At 42.8% G+C, this 16,231-nt stretch carries 11 protein-coding genes; 5 read left to right on the forward strand and 6 right to left on the reverse strand.

Annotation, left to right across the window (positions count from 1 at the left end; translation table 11 throughout):
• Positions 1-86: 86 nt before the first annotated feature.
• The 5 genes from argS to GAVG_RS05720 all read right to left on the reverse strand — a co-directional run bounded on the left by argS (position 87) and on the right by GAVG_RS05720 (position 8,199).
• Positions 87-1,883, reverse strand: coding sequence for an arginine--tRNA ligase (gene argS / locus GAVG_RS05700; RefSeq protein ID WP_048653138.1), 1,797 nt, complete (start codon positions 1,881-1,883; stop codon positions 87-89).
• Positions 1,884-2,050: 167 nt separating this feature from the next.
• Positions 2,051-4,819: a valine--tRNA ligase gene (valS, locus tag GAVG_RS05705; RefSeq protein WP_009994649.1), complete on the reverse strand. Its 2,769-nt coding sequence runs from the start codon at positions 4,817-4,819 to the stop codon at positions 2,051-2,053.
• Positions 4,820-4,951: 132 nt separating this feature from the next.
• Positions 4,952-6,499 (reverse strand): ABC transporter substrate-binding protein, encoded by a 1,548-nt coding sequence (locus GAVG_RS05710; protein ID WP_009994651.1) that lies wholly within the window; start codon positions 6,497-6,499, stop codon positions 4,952-4,954.
• A gap of 193 nt (positions 6,500-6,692) precedes the next feature.
• Positions 6,693-7,394, reverse strand: a complete 702-nt coding sequence (gene nth, locus GAVG_RS05715) for an endonuclease III (RefSeq protein WP_009994653.1) — start codon at positions 7,392-7,394, stop codon at positions 6,693-6,695.
• A gap of 31 nt (positions 7,395-7,425) precedes the next feature.
• Positions 7,426-8,199, reverse strand: a complete 774-nt coding sequence (locus GAVG_RS05720) for a response regulator transcription factor (protein WP_004114288.1) — start codon at positions 8,197-8,199, stop codon at positions 7,426-7,428.
• Positions 8,200-8,388: 189 nt separating this feature from the next.
• Here GAVG_RS05720 and GAVG_RS05725 point away from each other — a divergent pair, with 189 nt between their 5' ends.
• Positions 8,389-9,114: a beta-carotene 15,15'-monooxygenase gene (locus GAVG_RS05725; protein ID WP_004116120.1), complete on the forward strand. Its 726-nt coding sequence runs from the start codon at positions 8,389-8,391 to the stop codon at positions 9,112-9,114.
• Between the two features lie 99 nt (positions 9,115-9,213).
• Here the strand turns inward: GAVG_RS05725 and GAVG_RS05730 are convergent, their stop codons facing one another.
• The gene (locus tag GAVG_RS05730) at positions 9,214-9,708 is read right to left on the reverse strand and encodes an inorganic diphosphatase (RefSeq protein WP_004105658.1); all 495 of its coding nucleotides are present in this window, start codon (positions 9,706-9,708) and stop codon (positions 9,214-9,216) included.
• 440 nt (positions 9,709-10,148) lie between these two features.
• On the opposite strand from GAVG_RS05730, the gene GAVG_RS05735 reads away from it, so the two are divergent.
• From GAVG_RS05735 to pgl, 4 genes are all read left to right on the forward strand, one after another.
• Complete coding sequence (locus GAVG_RS05735; RefSeq protein ID WP_009994654.1) at positions 10,149-12,581, forward strand: acyltransferase family protein; 2,433 nt, start codon at positions 10,149-10,151, stop codon at positions 12,579-12,581.
• A 96-nt stretch (positions 12,582-12,677) separates the two neighbouring features.
• A complete protein-coding gene (gene zwf, locus GAVG_RS05740) occupies positions 12,678-14,258 on the forward strand; it encodes a glucose-6-phosphate dehydrogenase (protein ID WP_004138752.1) in 1,581 nt (526 codons plus the stop codon).
• Complete coding sequence (locus tag GAVG_RS05745) at positions 14,255-15,208, forward strand: glucose-6-phosphate dehydrogenase assembly protein OpcA (protein WP_004114280.1); 954 nt, start codon at positions 14,255-14,257, stop codon at positions 15,206-15,208. Before zwf ends, GAVG_RS05745 begins: the two co-directional genes overlap by 4 nt.
• A gap of 33 nt (positions 15,209-15,241) precedes the next feature.
• A complete protein-coding gene (gene pgl, locus GAVG_RS05750) occupies positions 15,242-16,063 on the forward strand; it encodes a 6-phosphogluconolactonase (RefSeq protein ID WP_004138753.1) in 822 nt (273 codons plus the stop codon).
• Positions 16,064-16,231 lie beyond the last annotated feature (168 nt).

The raw sequence follows: 16,231 nt of genomic DNA on the forward strand, positions 1-16,231 counted from the left end.
GCAATTTCGCGCGTGTCTACTAGTCAAAAATAAAAGGACGCTAGCGTAAAAACTAACGTCCTAAATAAAAAAGCAAATGCACTAAATCACATCTTGTCTGGAGCAGAAACTCCAAGCAAATCAAGTCCAGATGCAATAACTGTGCGAACAGCCTCGTTAAGCTTTAAGCGAGCTGCAGCGCGTGCTGGCTCTGGGCACTTTGCAATGCGCTGAGCTTCGCGCTCTGCTTCTGGCAAACGATTTTCTGGGTCGCTCAACTCCATTGGCACTACGCGCTCAAGGTTGTACCACTTGTGGTAGCTTGCTGCCAAATCTTCAAGATAATGCGCAACTCTGTGTGGAGCACGCAAATCGCCAGCTTGTGCAAGAGCTGCAGGCCATTGTGCCAAAGCAGCCAGCACTTCGCCGTCAGCCTCGGTATTAAGCAAGCTTAAATCGGCTCCATCTGCACTGATTCCAGCATCCGCAGCGTTACGAGCCACATTGCAGCTGCGTGCGTGAGCGTATTGCACGTAATACACAGGATTATCGTTGCTGTGGGAAGCAAGCAAATCCAAATCAATATCAACGCTTGTATTGTAATCTGTGCGAGCAAGCGAGTAGCGAGAAGCATCAACACCAATTGCATCAACTAAATCGTCAATCGTAATAACGTTTCCAGCACGCTTACTCATGCGCACAGGCTTACCATCTTTCATAACGTTTACCATCTGACCAATAAGAATCTGCATGTTTTCGCCTGGCTCATCCCCAAAAGCCGCGCACATTGCCATCATTCTGCCAATATAGCCGTGATGATCCGCGCCAAGCATGTAGATTGCTACGTCCGCAGGATTCTGTTCGCGATGACGCTTGTTGCGATAGTACGCAATATCTGCAGCAAAATAGGCGTAATTGCCGTCAGACTTAATAATTACGCGATCCTTGTCGTCGCCATGCTTAGTAGATTCAAACCAAGTTGCGCCATCTTTTTCAAAAATGTCTCCACGCTCACGCAAATCTGCAATAGCGCGCTCAACTTCGCCATCCTCGTACAAGCTGTTTTCGTGTAACCACACGTCGAAGCCAACGCGAAAATCGCGCATTGACTTACGAATTTCAGCAAACATCATTGGCACTGCGCGCTTGCGGAACTCTTCACGCTGCTCAGAGTCGCCCTCGCCAAGCGGCAAACCTTCCTCGTCTTTACCAAGATCAATTCGAGGTAAGGAAAGAACATCAACGCCGTCTGCTTGCGCTTCTTTTATAACAGCATCCGCGATTTCGTTAATATACGCGCCTTTGTATCCGTCTGCAGGCGTTTCTTCGCCGTGAGCTGCAGCAACTAAAGACTTAGCAAAACGGTTAATTTGCTCGCCGTGATCGTTGAAATAGTATTCGCGCACAACTTTTGCGCCGTTCGCTTCCAAAACTCGAGCCATAGAATCACCAACTGCCGCCCAGCGAGTGCCACCAATATGAATTGGGCCAGTTGGGTTTGCGGAAACAAACTCAAGGTTTAGGGTTTTTCCGCCCAAGTGCTCATTCTTACCAAAATCCGCGCCCTGCTTTAATACTTCGTCAACAACAGCCGCTGCAGACGCAGAATCAAGCGTTATATTAATAAAGCCAGGGCCTGCCACTTCTACGCGCGCAATACCTTGCGCTTCTTGCAAACGCTCGGCAAAAAGTTCGGCTAAATCATGAGGCTTCATACCAGCTTTTTTAGCGAGTTGCATAGCAACATTCGTGGCCCAATCGCCGTGTGCGCGATCTTTTGGCCTCATAACTGCGAGTTTTTCGGCAGCTGGAATCAAATCTTCTGTTAGATTGCCAGCTTTACCACTTGCTACTAAATCTTTCGCGATTTTTTCAATTAATTCACTTAAGCTTTCTGGATTCATGGTTTACAGTCTAGCGTTACCGCGCGATGCTTAGTATTTACAATACACAAAAAGCGCTGGAGTCAAAGATTAACTTACAGCGCTTTTGTTTTGCAATTAATCGCGAAGCAGCTTACGATTAGTTACTTCGCGATTAATCATTTTCGCTTACTTGCGATTACTGGCGATTACTTCTTTTTTGCAGGAGCTTCACCGAGTTCGCTTTGAGCAACAGAAACGTTTACATTAGTTGCATCAGAATCTGCATCTGCAGACGAAGAATCCGCCGCCGAATCGCCAGCATCCGCAGCCTTAACAGCGTTAAGCTTTACTTCTCCAGTAACGCGTCCCGCTTCCGCAACGTCTCCCAAAGTCTCCTCAACAGCCTTATAAGCATTTTCTGCTACGTTCAAAGTCACTTGCAAAATAGGAGTCTTCATAGAAACCTTTGCTTCAGACTTAATCTTTCGCAAAGTAGCCAAAGCCTCGCCCGCGTAAGCTAAAGTGTCTGCAGAAACACCGTTTGCAGCAGCCTCATATGCCTTAGCACATGGCCAGCTAGCGCGATGCACAGAGCCTTCGCCGTCATGCATCCAACTCCACACTTCTTCCGTAGCATAAGGCAAGTAAGGAGCAAGCAGGCGAGCCAAAGCGTCGAGCGCAAGACCAAGAGTTGTGCGAGCAGACTTTACAGCAGCTTCACTTGGAGTGCGTCCAGTGGACTCTGCAGTACCATAAGCACGATTCTTTGCAAGCTCAATGTAATCGTCACAGAACTCCCAGAAGAATGTTTCGATTGCTTCCAAAGCCTTGGAATGCTCGTAAGATTCAAGCGCATCAGTTGCGGTACGAATAACGGATGCAAGCTTTGCCATAACAGAGCGATCCAAAACTTCCGTAACGTTCGCAAAATCCCAATCCGCACTAGCAGACTCAAGAACTTGATGTTCATCGTTTTCTCGGCCAATCGCGAGCGCAAACTTAGTAGCGTTTAAAAGTTTAATCGCAAGGCGGCGGCCAATCTTCATCTGGCCTTCGTCGTAAGTTGCATCCAAGCCGAGTTTTGCTGAAGTTGCCCAGTAGCGCACAGCATCCGCACCAAACTCTTCGATCGGCTTATTTGGTACAACCACGTTTCCCTTAGATTTAGACATCTTCTTGTGGTCTGGGTCCAAGATCCAGCCAGAAAGCGCAGCATGCTTCCAAGGCAAGCAGCCGTTTTCGAGATGCGCGCGATCAACCGTGCTAAACAACCATGTACGAATAATATCCTGGCCTTGTGGACGCAAATCCATTGGGAAAGTAGCCTTAAACAAAGCCTGATTTTCCTCGCCTGGCTCTTCCCAACGAGTCACAATTTGTGGAGTTAAGGAAGATGTAGCCCAAGTGTCCATAATGTCTTGCTCAGCAGTAAAGCCGTTTGGCTGATCTCGCTGAGATTCATCGAAGCCTTCTGGAACGTCAATAGTTGGGTCGATTGGCAAACGATCTTCGCTAGGCGTCAAAGGATGCTCGTAATCCACTTCACCATTTTCATTTACTGGGTACCAAAGTGGGAATGGCACGCCGAAGAAGCGCTGGCGAGAAATAAGCCAGTCACCATTCAAGCCGTGAACCCAATTCTCGTAGCGCACGCGCATAAAGTCTGGGTGGAAGTTAAGTTCCTTACCGCGCTCAATAAGCTCAGCATTCAGCTTCTCATCTGTGCCGCCGTTCTTTAAGTACCATTGGCGAGAAGTGACGATTTCCAAAGGCTTATCGCCCTTTTCGTAGAAGTTCGTCATACGCTTTGTTGGCTTTGGTTCGCCTTCCATGTCTCCAGCTGCTTGCAAAGCTTCAACAACTTCCTTGCGAGCGGAGAACGTGGTTTTGCCGGCAATTTTCTCGAACATTTCGCGGCCAGACTCGTCCGTAATCCAATCAGGAGTCGTCATTACAATGCGGCCGTTACGCTGAATAATTGGTCGAGTTGGCAAACTCAAGTCGCGCCACCACTCAACGTCAGTTACGTCACCGAAAGTGCAGCACATTGCAATGCCAGCGCCCTTGTCCATTTGAGCTGCAGGATGCGCCAAAATCGGGACCTTCACCTTAAACAGCGGTGAGTAAACTTCCTGACCAAAGTACTTCTTGTAACGCTCGTCGTCTGGATGCGCGATCAAAGAAGTGCATGCAGCAAGCAATTCTGGGCGCGTAGTTTCAATATAAATTGGCGTACCATCTTCAAAGCGGAACGCAATCTTATGGTAGAAGCCAGGATATTCGCGCGCTTCAAGCTCAGCCTGCGCAACTGCAGTCTGGAATGTAACATCCCACAAGCCTGGAGCGTCTTTCTGATAAGCCTCTCCACGAGCAAGATTGCGCAAGAATGCTTTTTGTGCAACTCGGCGAGGCTGCTCGCCAATAGTGTGATAAGTTTGCGACCAATCAACAGAAAGACCAAGCCTACGCCACAAAGCTTCAAAAAGCTTCTCATCTTGAGAAGTCAAGCGCTCACAAAGCTCAATAAAGTTCTGTCTGCTTACAGGAACCTGATCCTTAGCTTCAATCTTCTTGCCTTCAGTGCCTTCAAAAGGCGGCTTAAAATCAGGGTCATACTTCAACGAAGTATCCACTCGCACACCGTAATAATTCTGCACGCGGCGTTCTGTTGGCAAGCCGTTATCATCCCAACCCATTGGGTAGAACACGTCAAAACCTTGCATACGCTTATATCGCGCAATCACATCAGTATGCGTGTAAGAGAATACGTGACCAACGTGCAAGTGACCACTAACTGTTGGAGGTGGAGTATCGATAGAATATACTGCCTTACGGTCGCGAGAATTATGGAATGCGTAAGTCTTAGCTTCGTCCCAATTACTACGCCACTTGTCTTCAAGACCATCAACGCCAACTTTGTTAAGAAGAGGCGTTAAATGTGCGTGTTTTACTGTGTTATTATCCTGTTCGCTCATGAACTGAATATTAGAAACTCAGCGCGACAACGTCAATATTTTTACAAATATTTGCAAAAATTATTCAAATCAACGGTTGCTTGCGACTAATCCCAAACCACACGCACTTATATTCCTTAAATAATCCTGGATTTATTTTACGTTTACATCGTGCAATGGTAAAAGTTGATCAGTCATGTTTGTAGGATATCCGCTAACATTAGATTTAGCTACCACAATGCTCTTTCGCGCATACATCCAGTCAGAAACAGCGTAATTATTCAACTCTCTAGCATACTGTTTGATATTTGACTCATATCCTTCTGCATTTGTTGATTTCATTGCCTGTGCAAAATATTTCTGAGACTCATGATCTTGGAACAAATAAGTAGACTTTGTATCTGCATACGCTCCAGAATCCAAAGTGTGATTCATCCATGTGAGTGCTAAGTCATATTTACCATCATGAATTCGCTGTTTCATAGTGTTCTCATCTACTTCTTCGACATTCACACGGAAACCGCCAGTAGCGTTTAACTGGGAAGCAAGCGCATTACCAATATTGCTCATTCCAAGAGGTACGAGGAATGTAATTTTACCAAGGTAGGCAGCAGAGAAATATGAGAATAGAGATCGAGCTTTTTGAGGATCATGTGGATAAGTGCCACTTAAATCCTCGTATCCTGGCGACAATGGGGAAATTGGTCCGCGCACAATTTGACCACCAAATGGATCAGCCGATAAAACAGTGTTTATATCCATTGCGTAACTGCTTGCTCTACGAACGTGCTGATCGCAGAAAATAGACGATATTCCAGTGTTATAAGCAATCATTCGTATTCTAGTGCTCTGACCTTCAACAAGTTGAGTATTTGGCATTGACGCCATACGTTTGTTTTCATTGCCATCAAGAGGAACAGCCATTTGAATATCGCCATTCTGCATGGCATTTGCTAAAGATGTATCGTCATTAAAGTATTTAAGAGTTATGCTAGCGCAGCCAGATGCTGTACCCCAATATTTGTCGTTTCTCACAAGAACAAGGTCTGAACCTTTACTATAACCGTTAACTTTAAAAGGTCCTGTTCCCATAGCGTCTGAAGCGTAGTTTAATGAAGCGCGAGTGTCATATACAATTCCAGCTCTACCTGCTAATCTTCGCAGCAGTAATGGATCTGGCATTTTTAATGAAATGTTTAGAATATCAGGTCCTGAGTTAGATACGCTTGTAATATTCGTCAACTTTTCATAGCCTGGATAGCTTTTTGTAATACCTTGTTGAAGTGATTGCAGTACGGAGCCAGAGTCCATTACGTCTCCATTTGCAAACTTCACGCCTGAACGAATCCTAAACCTATAATTCAAACCGTCGGAAGATACGCTCCAAGACTGAGCAAGACCTGGTTTTAAAGCATTATTGCCGTCTCGTTTAATAAGCGTTTCATAAACGTTTTCAATAAGAGCTTGTTGCAGTGAATCACTGTCGTCAGTCCTAATATCTAAGGATGCTGGGGCTGTACGCAAGCCTATTTTTAAAACTGAGCCTGATGACGGAACAATACTTTCTGGAACTATTGATCTTCCATCTAAAAATCGCCATCCACCCCATGCAACAACAGACATAATGGCAATTAAGACTATAAAAATAACCCACGAGGACACGCCTTTTTTAGCTTTTTTTGCATAACGTGCTTTTCTCATATGTGATCCAGATGAGTATCTTTCAAATTCAGGCATAGCCAACAGTGTATATCATCGATTGAATCATACGTAGAATTTATGCAGAAAATAATCTAAAAATACCCTAAAAAGATTCTAAAAGTTAATTATATGAGATATTAGAAAAATCCGTTACGACAACCACAACGCGGCTACGACAAAACCTACAACATAGCTACAGCGAAACAGATGGGCACAGAAATCTTAGAGGGCAGTCAGCACAATGCGGATTCCTAGCTGTACATATTTTTCTACCATGAAGAATAAGGCGGTGAGACAAATTAGTCCATTCTTCTGGCGGAAAATAAGATGTAATTTCACGCTCAACTTTTATAGGATCTGACTTAGCTATTTTCCAATCGCTTCTCCATCTAAGCCTTGACGTCACACGCATAACGTGGGTATCTACTGGAAACCCTGGGATACCAAAAGCATTGCCCAATACAACGTTTGCTGTTTTTCTTCCTACACCTGGAAGTTTTGTAAGATCATCCATATTATTTGGAACTACACCATTGAAATCGTCCATAAGTTTTTGCGAAAGCTCTATAATATGCTGCGATTTTACTCTATAAAATCCAAGTTGATGGATGATCTCTTGTACCTTATATATTGGTGCGCGCGCTAAATCTTTTGGCGTAGGATAAGTTCTAAAAAGTTGTTCCGTTACAATATTTACACGTCTATCAGTGGCTTGTGCGCTAAGAACAGTGGCTATTAGTAGTTCAAATGGATTTGTAAAATTTAATGCACACTTTGGATTCGGTATTTCTTCGCATAAAATCCTATACTCTTCACTCATCCTAGCAATTTTTTTAGATTTTCTAGAATTGGAAGATGATTCTTGACTACTATTCACGCTTTGTAATTTAACCAATATAATAAACCACTAATCCTCTACAGGAATTCTAGTCGGAAGCTGCCGACGAATCATTATTATCAGAATCTGTAGAATCTACAACTTCATCCTGAGACTCTAAAGGATCGAAACGATATCCAACATTCCTAACCGTTCCAATAACGTGCTCATATTCAACGCCTAATTTCGCGCGTAACCTACGAATGTGAACATCCACTGTACGAGTTCCACCGTAATAATCGTAACCCCAAACCTCTTGAAGTAGGTGAGCACGAGTGAATACTCGCCGAGGATGCTGAACAAAGTATTTAAGAAGCTCAAATTCTTTATACGCTAAATCAATAGGCTTTCCGTGCAAGCTAACTGTGTAACTCTGCGTATCTACGACTAAATCCCCAGAGCACATTTGACCGCTACTGTTAATTTCCACGCTACCAGAATCAGCTACATGTTCTTTAGAAGTAGATTCAGCCGACCCACCTCGTTGAGAAGCTAGTCTAAGTCTACCTTCTACTTCGGCTGGTGAAGCGGTTGTCAGCATAACATCGCTAACACCCCAAGATGCATTAACAACTGTGAATCCGCCTTCTGTAAGAATTAAGATAACAGACATTGTTAAATTAGAAGCACGAACAATAGAGCATAAAGATTTCGCCAAAGACAAATCTTCTCTAGCATCTACAAGAAGAATAGTGTTTTCTGGCATCTTAAGCATACTAGACGGTTCCATTGGGAGCACTCGCACTCTATGCGAAAGTAGAGTCAAAGATGGCAAAACTTTTGCAGGCGCGGCACAAGAGGTCATCAATGTAATATCCGTCATATTGATACCTCCAGAACGCATAGAATTGAATAACAAATTCAAAATCAAGCTGTTAAAAGAGAATTGTAATCCATACTTAAGATACTTAATAAGAATCGAAGCATGCAAGTGTACGCTTACATATAAAATAAGTTAATACGGCTAAACAATTTATTAAAATTATCTTATAAAACGCGATAGGAGCGTAATATGAGCAACGATAACATCGCACATAATGCAATGCATAATCACATTACGATTGTTGTAACTCAATTCGTTGCTATAGCTCTTTTAGCAATTGCAGCCATTCTGCCAATAGCCACAGCAAAAGCCGTTATAACCGTTTGCGTGATTATTCTTCTGGCTCTAGTTACTTTCTGGCCACTACAAGGTTCTACAGCAGATAAAGCTATTCCGCTTTTTGCCGGAATCGCATCCATGTGGTGCGCGGCATTAGCTTTAAAAGGTTGGCTTCCTAACAGCGTAATAGATAATACAGAAGTTAGTATGGATAAGTTCATTGCAGCTATTCACCCATATGAACGTTGGGCTGTTAGCTTTGCTCTAATTCTTGTTGCTGCAACTTTTGTTAGCTTTGGTCGTCAAATGCTTAGGGAAGAGAGATCTAATCTTGTAAGAAATATTTCACATTCTCTTACAGCAAGTATCGCTTGTGCAGCTCTTCCAGGATGGCTTTTTTTGCCTTCGATTATTCGTTTCACATTCTCCGTGCGTATTCTAGAACTTGGCGTACTGGTAGCAGTATTGGGTTTGCTTGCCGTGATTGTTCTAGCTGGGCTTTCTCATCTTTGGGTTAAAGATGCAAAATACAATACTGACATGCTTTTGCCACAAGTTGGTACTGCTTTGATTCCCGTAATGATGGGCGGAATGGTTGTTTACGCAACTGGTTTAGGAATGCTACTAATCGCTTAAATTTTTTAGAATAAAAAAGTGTCTAACACATAAAAATGTGTTAGACACTAGCAAACGCGTTTCTAAAACGCTCGGAAGATTCGCGACTAATCTCGAAAACTACTTTTCGCTTTCTTCAAGACGCTTGCGAGCTGCGACAATTTCCTTTTCAGCCTGCTCAACTCCAGCCCAGAAGTCACCAGGAAGAACTTCCTTACCTGGCTCCAAAGCCTTGTACTGCTCGAAGAAGTGCTTGATTTCAGCCTTGTGATACTCATTCACGTCATCAATATCCTTGATGTCGTCGAAACGAACATCTGCCGGAACGCACAAAACCTTATCGTCTCCGCCAGCTTCGTCAACCATGTGATACAAGCCAACAGCGCGGCACTCAACAACGCATCCTGGGAACACAGAGTTTGGAATCATAACAAGAGCATCGAGTGGATCGCCATCTTCGCCCAAAGTTCCATCAATGTAACCGTAATCATCTGGATAACCCATAGCTGTGAAAAGGGTACGATCCAAGAAAACGCGACCAGTTTCGTGATCAACTTCATACTTATTCTTGGATCCGCGTGGGATTTCTACCACAACATTGAATGTTTCTGCCATGTTTACTCCTTAATGCGTAAAATAATGCGTAAAACACACTGTTTATCAATCTAACGTTTATACACCTAAATTAGACTGTTCAGTCTAACTCTAGCGCGCAGCAAAGAGCACGTAAAACGCGTTGTATAACATTGGCATTTTAGCAAACAAAAGTCGAAAGCAACCGCACTAAAAAATAGCAGAGAAAAATCTTAATAAAAACGAATAATTACCTTGAAAAATATTTAAATCCATATTAAAAAATTTCATAAAACTTGCAAAAAACATAAGAAAAATCAAGGAAAAACTAGGGAAAAACTAAGACACGCTATAACTAACTACAGTGTCTTAATACGTAGATAATATGACTACGTTTTGGGCGATGTTAGTCATAAAACAATTCATACCCACATCATGTCCACAACCAAAATTAAACCACGTATTAGCAAGTTGCAGGCAAAATGACAGAGATAAACAACGCAGCTAACACTACAAGCAAACGCAACGCTGCAATAGATGGCATGCGTGCTATTGCTGTTATTGCGATTGTAGCGTTCCACCTACGTCCAATAGTACTTCCAGGAGGATTCTTGGGAGTAACAATGTTTCTTGTTATGGCTGGATACTTCAGCACTGTATCTCTGCTAAAAATGTTTGAAACATCAAATGCGCAAAAGTCGCCAGCAACCAGCGAACAAACCAAAACACCGGTAAAGTCTAAAATATTCGCCTACTTAAAATACTTGTTTAAACGCGTAAAACGAATTTGGCCGTCTACTATAGGGATTATTGCTCTGAGCGCCCCACTAATGTGGCTATTTTCACCAAGTCTTTTAACAAAACTACAATCTGACGCACTAACAGGCGCTAGCTTTACAAGCAATATGGCGTATATTTTGCGAAAAGTATCTTACTTTGAACAATCAGGACTACCATCCCCAATAAAACACCTTTGGTATTTGGGACTTATTATGCAAATCTTTGTATTTTGGCCGATTATACTATGGGTGATTCTTAAAATTGTGCACTCTAAATTTGTAAGAATGTGCGTTACGGCGATTCTTATGATTGCATGTTCGTTGGCAAACCTAGCAATTACGATTTTTTATGGAGATGGCCAAACCATTGCGCGCGTGTATTACTCTATTGACACTCGAGCTGGAGAATTCTTAATTGGTGCATTACTAGCAATGTATTGCACATGGTTTAGCGAACGTTCCATTATCAAAATTATTGCAGATGCTTGTAAATATATTGTTGGAAACAAAAGCAAAAAAACACAAATCGAAAAAATAGAGGATTCATCAGAGATAGAAGCGCAAAATACACAAAATACGCAAAATAAAAGCCAATCCTCAGAAGCCTCGATACCAGACGATTTACTAGCAGGATTGCAAGTAAACATGATGGAATCTGATAAAGATGGCGAATATGACGAATCCGATGAATCTAATAATGAAATTGCTGGGGAAAAGTGGCAACAAACCAACGAATCAGAAAACACTGATAAAGTAAAAACTGATCTAAAAAATAAATCAGAATCTGGTAAATTCGCAAAAATAGCAAAAACTCTTCAAAAACCTCTAAGCACACTACAAAAATCGATTATAGGATTGGCTGCGTTAATTTTTATTCTATGGTGCTTAGTGAAAGAAGACGGTTCAAAAACCTGGATTGTTTACGGCGGATACACGATATTCGCAATAGTTTGCGCGATTTTAATGTGGTCCTGCCTACAGAAAAATAGTATTTGCACTAAAATACTTGAAATTGCTCCACTGAAATATATAGGTCTAAGATCTTTTGCGATTTACATAGTCCACTTCCCTATTCTAGAAATACTAAACCCTGCTACAAGAACCACACAGATAACTCTTTGGGAACAGGCAGGGCAATGCGTAATAGTTATTATTGCAGCAGAGGTTTTTTACAGAATGTTCGAGATGCCTCTTGCAAATAAGCATATAACCTTTAGTATTATCCAGAAAGACGATATTATCTCGTATGATATAGACGCGAAAAACCCTGATTTATCTTCAGATACTTTAAACGTTAAAAGTAAGAATATAAGATTGCCGTTTGTTTTAAGAAGAACGGTAATAGTGATTTGTGCAATAGTTGGGCTAGCAATAATTGCAGCGCCAGTTAACTGGAATAGTATTGCGCAAGCGCGAGCTATACAATTAAGACCAGAATTAAACGCGCAAGACGCGAATACTCAAAACAAAACTGCACAAGAAAAAACTGCACAAGAAAAAAATTCCGCTAATACGAAGAAAAAAACAGGCGGAAAGCGCGAGAATATAGAAAAACAAACGCTTCCAACAAAACCATCTGACCATAGGATTCTCAACCCGATTGCAGAAAAAGTGCCAGAAAACATAAATACAAAACCATGGAAAATAGACTCAAAACGCAATGTTTGCACTGCAGACATAACAATGGTTGGAGATTCCGTAACAGAAGGCGCAAAACCATACCTTATGCAAGCATTACCAAACGCTTGGATTGACGGAAAAGTGAGCAGACAAATATTCCACGGAGCGGAAGATTATCAGCAAGATTTAGTTGGGAAACACCCTGGAAGCGTTGTAATCTATGAGCTTGGAACAAACGGACCTCCTAGAGACGAATCTGTTTTGCAAAATATGGTAAATGTTACAGGCGGCAAACCAGTGTATTTTGTAACAACCCGTGTTCCACAGCCTTGGCAAGACGAAACAAACGCAAGACTGCGCGCTTTTGCAGCGAAACGCAAAAACGTTGGAATAATAGACTGGTATGGTTTAAGCGCAGGACACTCCGAATTCTTAACAGACGATGGAATACATTTGACTCCTATTGGAGGTCCACAATACGCGCAAATGATAAGACTAGCCGTGTGCGGAGGATAATTTACTGGTAAATCCTAGTAAGAATCATGGTAAGTCCTGCGCAAATTTTGGTAAGTCCTGCGCAGCAAATCAAGTCGAAACATTACGATGGTATACATGACTGAATTAAGAACCACAATATGCTCGACTGCGCATAGCGAAGAAACAACAGCTTGGAAAAATCCGCTACGCGATCCACGAGACTTGCGTTTGGCTCGTATTGCAGGACCATGTAGTTTAGTAATATTCGGAATTACTGGCGATTTAGCGCGCAAAAAACTTATGCCAGCCGTATACGATTTGGCGAATCGAGGGCTTTTGCCACCTGGATTTGGTTTAACGGGCTTCGCAAGACGCGACTGGACAGATGAACATTTTGTAAACTTTGTGCGTGAAAATATTCAACAACACTGCCGCACACCATTTCGTGAATCAACATGGATTAACCTTGCTAAAGGCATACGTTTTGTTCGCGGAACATTCGACGACGCAAGCGCATTTGAGCGCTTAAGCAAAACCGTAAGCGAATTAGACAGAGATCTCGGAACTCGCGGAAATCACGCGTTTTACATGTCGGTTCCGCCTTCTAGCTTCCCTGTTGTGGCACAGCAGTTAGCAGCATCGGGGCTTTCACATTCCTCCGAAAACGCGTGGAGACGAGTGATAATAGAAAAACCTTTTGGTCACGATTTAACAAGCGCACAAGAGTTGGATCGCGTAGTTTCCGAAGTTTTTGACCCTAATTCTGTATTCCGCATAGACCACTATTTAGGCAAAGAAACTGTGCAAAATTTGCTGGCTTTTCGTTTTGCAAATGCAATGTATGAGCCAATTTGGAACGCTAATTATGTTGACCACGTGCAGATTACTATGGCAGAAGATATTGGCATAGGCGGCAGAGCTGGATATTATGATGGGATTGGAGCAGCCAGAGATGTTATTCAAAATCATCTGCTGCAACTAATGGCTCTTACTGCTATGGAAGAGCCAGTAAGTTTTAGTGCTAGTGACTTGACGGCTGAAAAAACTAAGGTCTTGTCTGCTATACGCTTGCCTAAAGATTTAGCAACAAATACTGCGAGAGGTCAATACGCAGAAGGTTGGCAAGGATCGTATAAAGCCGTTGGATATTTGCAAGAGCAAGGAATTAGCCCGGATAGCACTACGGAAACATACGCTGCCGTGCGTTTAGACGTAGACACTCGTCGCTGGGCTGGAGTTCCGTTCTATTTGCGAACCGGAAAGCGCTTAGGAAAGCGCGTTACAGAGATTGCCGTGATTTTTAAGCGCGCTCCACACTTGCCTTTTGAGTCCACTGCTGTGCGCGAACTTGGTAGTAATGCGATTGTGATTCGCGTTCAGCCAGATGAAGGCGTAACAATGCGATTTGGCGCAAAAGTGCCAGGCGGAACATCTATGGAAGTTCGCGATGTTTCTATGGACTTTAGTTATGGAAGATCTTTTACAGAAAACTCTCCAGAAGCCTACGAGCGCCTTATTCTAGACGTTTTACTTGGCGAGCCACCGCTTTTCCCAACTACACAAGAAGTTGATTTAAGTTGGAAAATCTTAGATCCTATTGAAGATTTTTGGAGTTCGCTTGGTACACAGCCTCAGCCATACCGTGCTGGAACGTGGGGTCCAGCGGAAGCTGACGCTATGCTTGCTCGCGATAATCGCCATTGGAGGCTGCCATGATTATTAATCTTCCTAACACAAACACGTCTAAAATCTCTGCAAAAATCGACGAGCTTCACGAAGAGCGTGGAGAATCTGCAACTGGACGCGTGCTAACTCTTCTTATTGACACCACTCTTAAAGATCTTGAAAACGCACTGGGAGCAGCAAATGCAGCTAGTCGCGAACACCCTTGTAGAGTTATTGCCATTGTTCGCGAATCACAAGTCAATATAGCAGATTCACAAAGCGAAGAAACGCCAAACTTAGACGCGCAAGTACGCTTTGGCGCAGATGCTGGAGCTGGGGAAATCATTATTCTCTACCCTCATAATGGCTTAGTTCGACATCCAGATACGCTTGTTATTCCTCTGCTTGTTCCAGACGCGCCGATTGTTGCGTGGTGGCCTACAAATGCACCAGAAAATCCTGCTAAGGACTTGCTTGGAACTATGGCAAGTAGCAGAATCACTGATGCTCAAAATGCGGACAATACCCTTGAAACTGTGAAAAATTTGCGCAAAAACTGGTCTTCTAAAGATGTTGATCTTTCTTGGACTCGTCTTACTCCTTGGCGTGCAATGCTAGCTTCTATGCTTGATCAGCCTCCGCATTTACCTGTTATTAGCGCTAAGGTTAGCGGTCCAAAGCATTATGTTCCGATGCATTTGCTCGCACAATGGCTAAAAATATCGCTTAATGTTCCTGTTGAAATTGTTGAGGATTCGAGTGCGCATGCAATTACGGAGGTAAGTCTTAAAAGACAAGATGGCGTGCTTTCTTTGACTCGTCCTTCTGGAGAAGAACAAGCAATGATAAGTCTTCCAGGACAAGCAACACAGCCAATTGCAATGCCAATTAGATCTTTAGAAGATTGCTTGAGTGAGGAGTTGCGTAGAATCGATCCAGATGAGATCTATGCTCAACTTGTTCACGCAGATTGTTGCACAATGCAAGATAACGAACTTTAATACAACGGGTAAAAAATAATAAAAGGATTCATTATGGCTGAAGATTTTAGATTTGCGCATAACGCAACAGTGTACGGCTACGATAATCAAGATATTCTAGCTGCTGTTGCTGCGCAAAAACTTGTGACTTTGATTATGCAATGGCAAAACAATGTTGAAAATCTTAATAAGCCATTCCATCTTTTGCTAACAGGTGGAACAGATTCTATTCGCATGTTTCAAATGTTAGCTAGCAACCCATTGCTTCCAGCAATCAACTGGTCCAATGTTCATATTTGGTGGGCAGATGAACGTTTTGTAGCTTATAACAGCGACGATCGCAATGCGCTCAAGGCTCGCGAGCTACTTCTTAATATGCTTAGCGATCACAAAGTTTTGCAGGAGTCTCATATTCACGAAATGCCTGCAGATGATCGCAATGCGCAAGAAGTGGCAAATGCTAGCGATGCTGAAAACAATGCGATTTTAGACGCAGCAGCACGCGATTACGAAGAAGAAATTATAGGCTTACTAGGCAAAGAGCCTGTGTTTGATTTGGCAATTCTTGGCATGGGACCAGACGCACATATGGCTTCACTTTTCCCAGGATTGCCGCAAATTCATAATCGCGATCGCATAGTTTTAGGCGTGAATCACTCCCCTAAGCAACCGCCAATGAGATTAACTCTTAGCGCACCCGTGCTGGCTCATAGCCGCCGCACTTGGTTCTTAACGGCTGGAGAGCAAAAAGGAAAAGCTTTAATGAACGCGCTTTCTTCGGATAATAACCCAGATTATCCTGCGTCTTTTGCCAACGGCACGGAAGAAATCGCATGGCTAACCACCGCAGAAACTTTGCACGCTGCAATTCAGTAATCTGCATAATATTCAGCAAGTCAAAAATTAAATGCGCTACATAAATTGGCGCAAATGCGAAAATAGCATGTTTAAAACATGGCGCATTTGGGAAAATCTTCATAAAACCATTGAAATATCAAGGAAATCAATCAATTTAAGAATATTAGTAAAATTCAGCAATAAAAT

This window comes from Gardnerella vaginalis ATCC 14018 = JCM 11026 (assembly GCF_001042655.1).
Lineage (GTDB): Bacteria > Actinomycetota > Actinomycetes > Actinomycetales > Bifidobacteriaceae > Bifidobacterium > Bifidobacterium vaginale.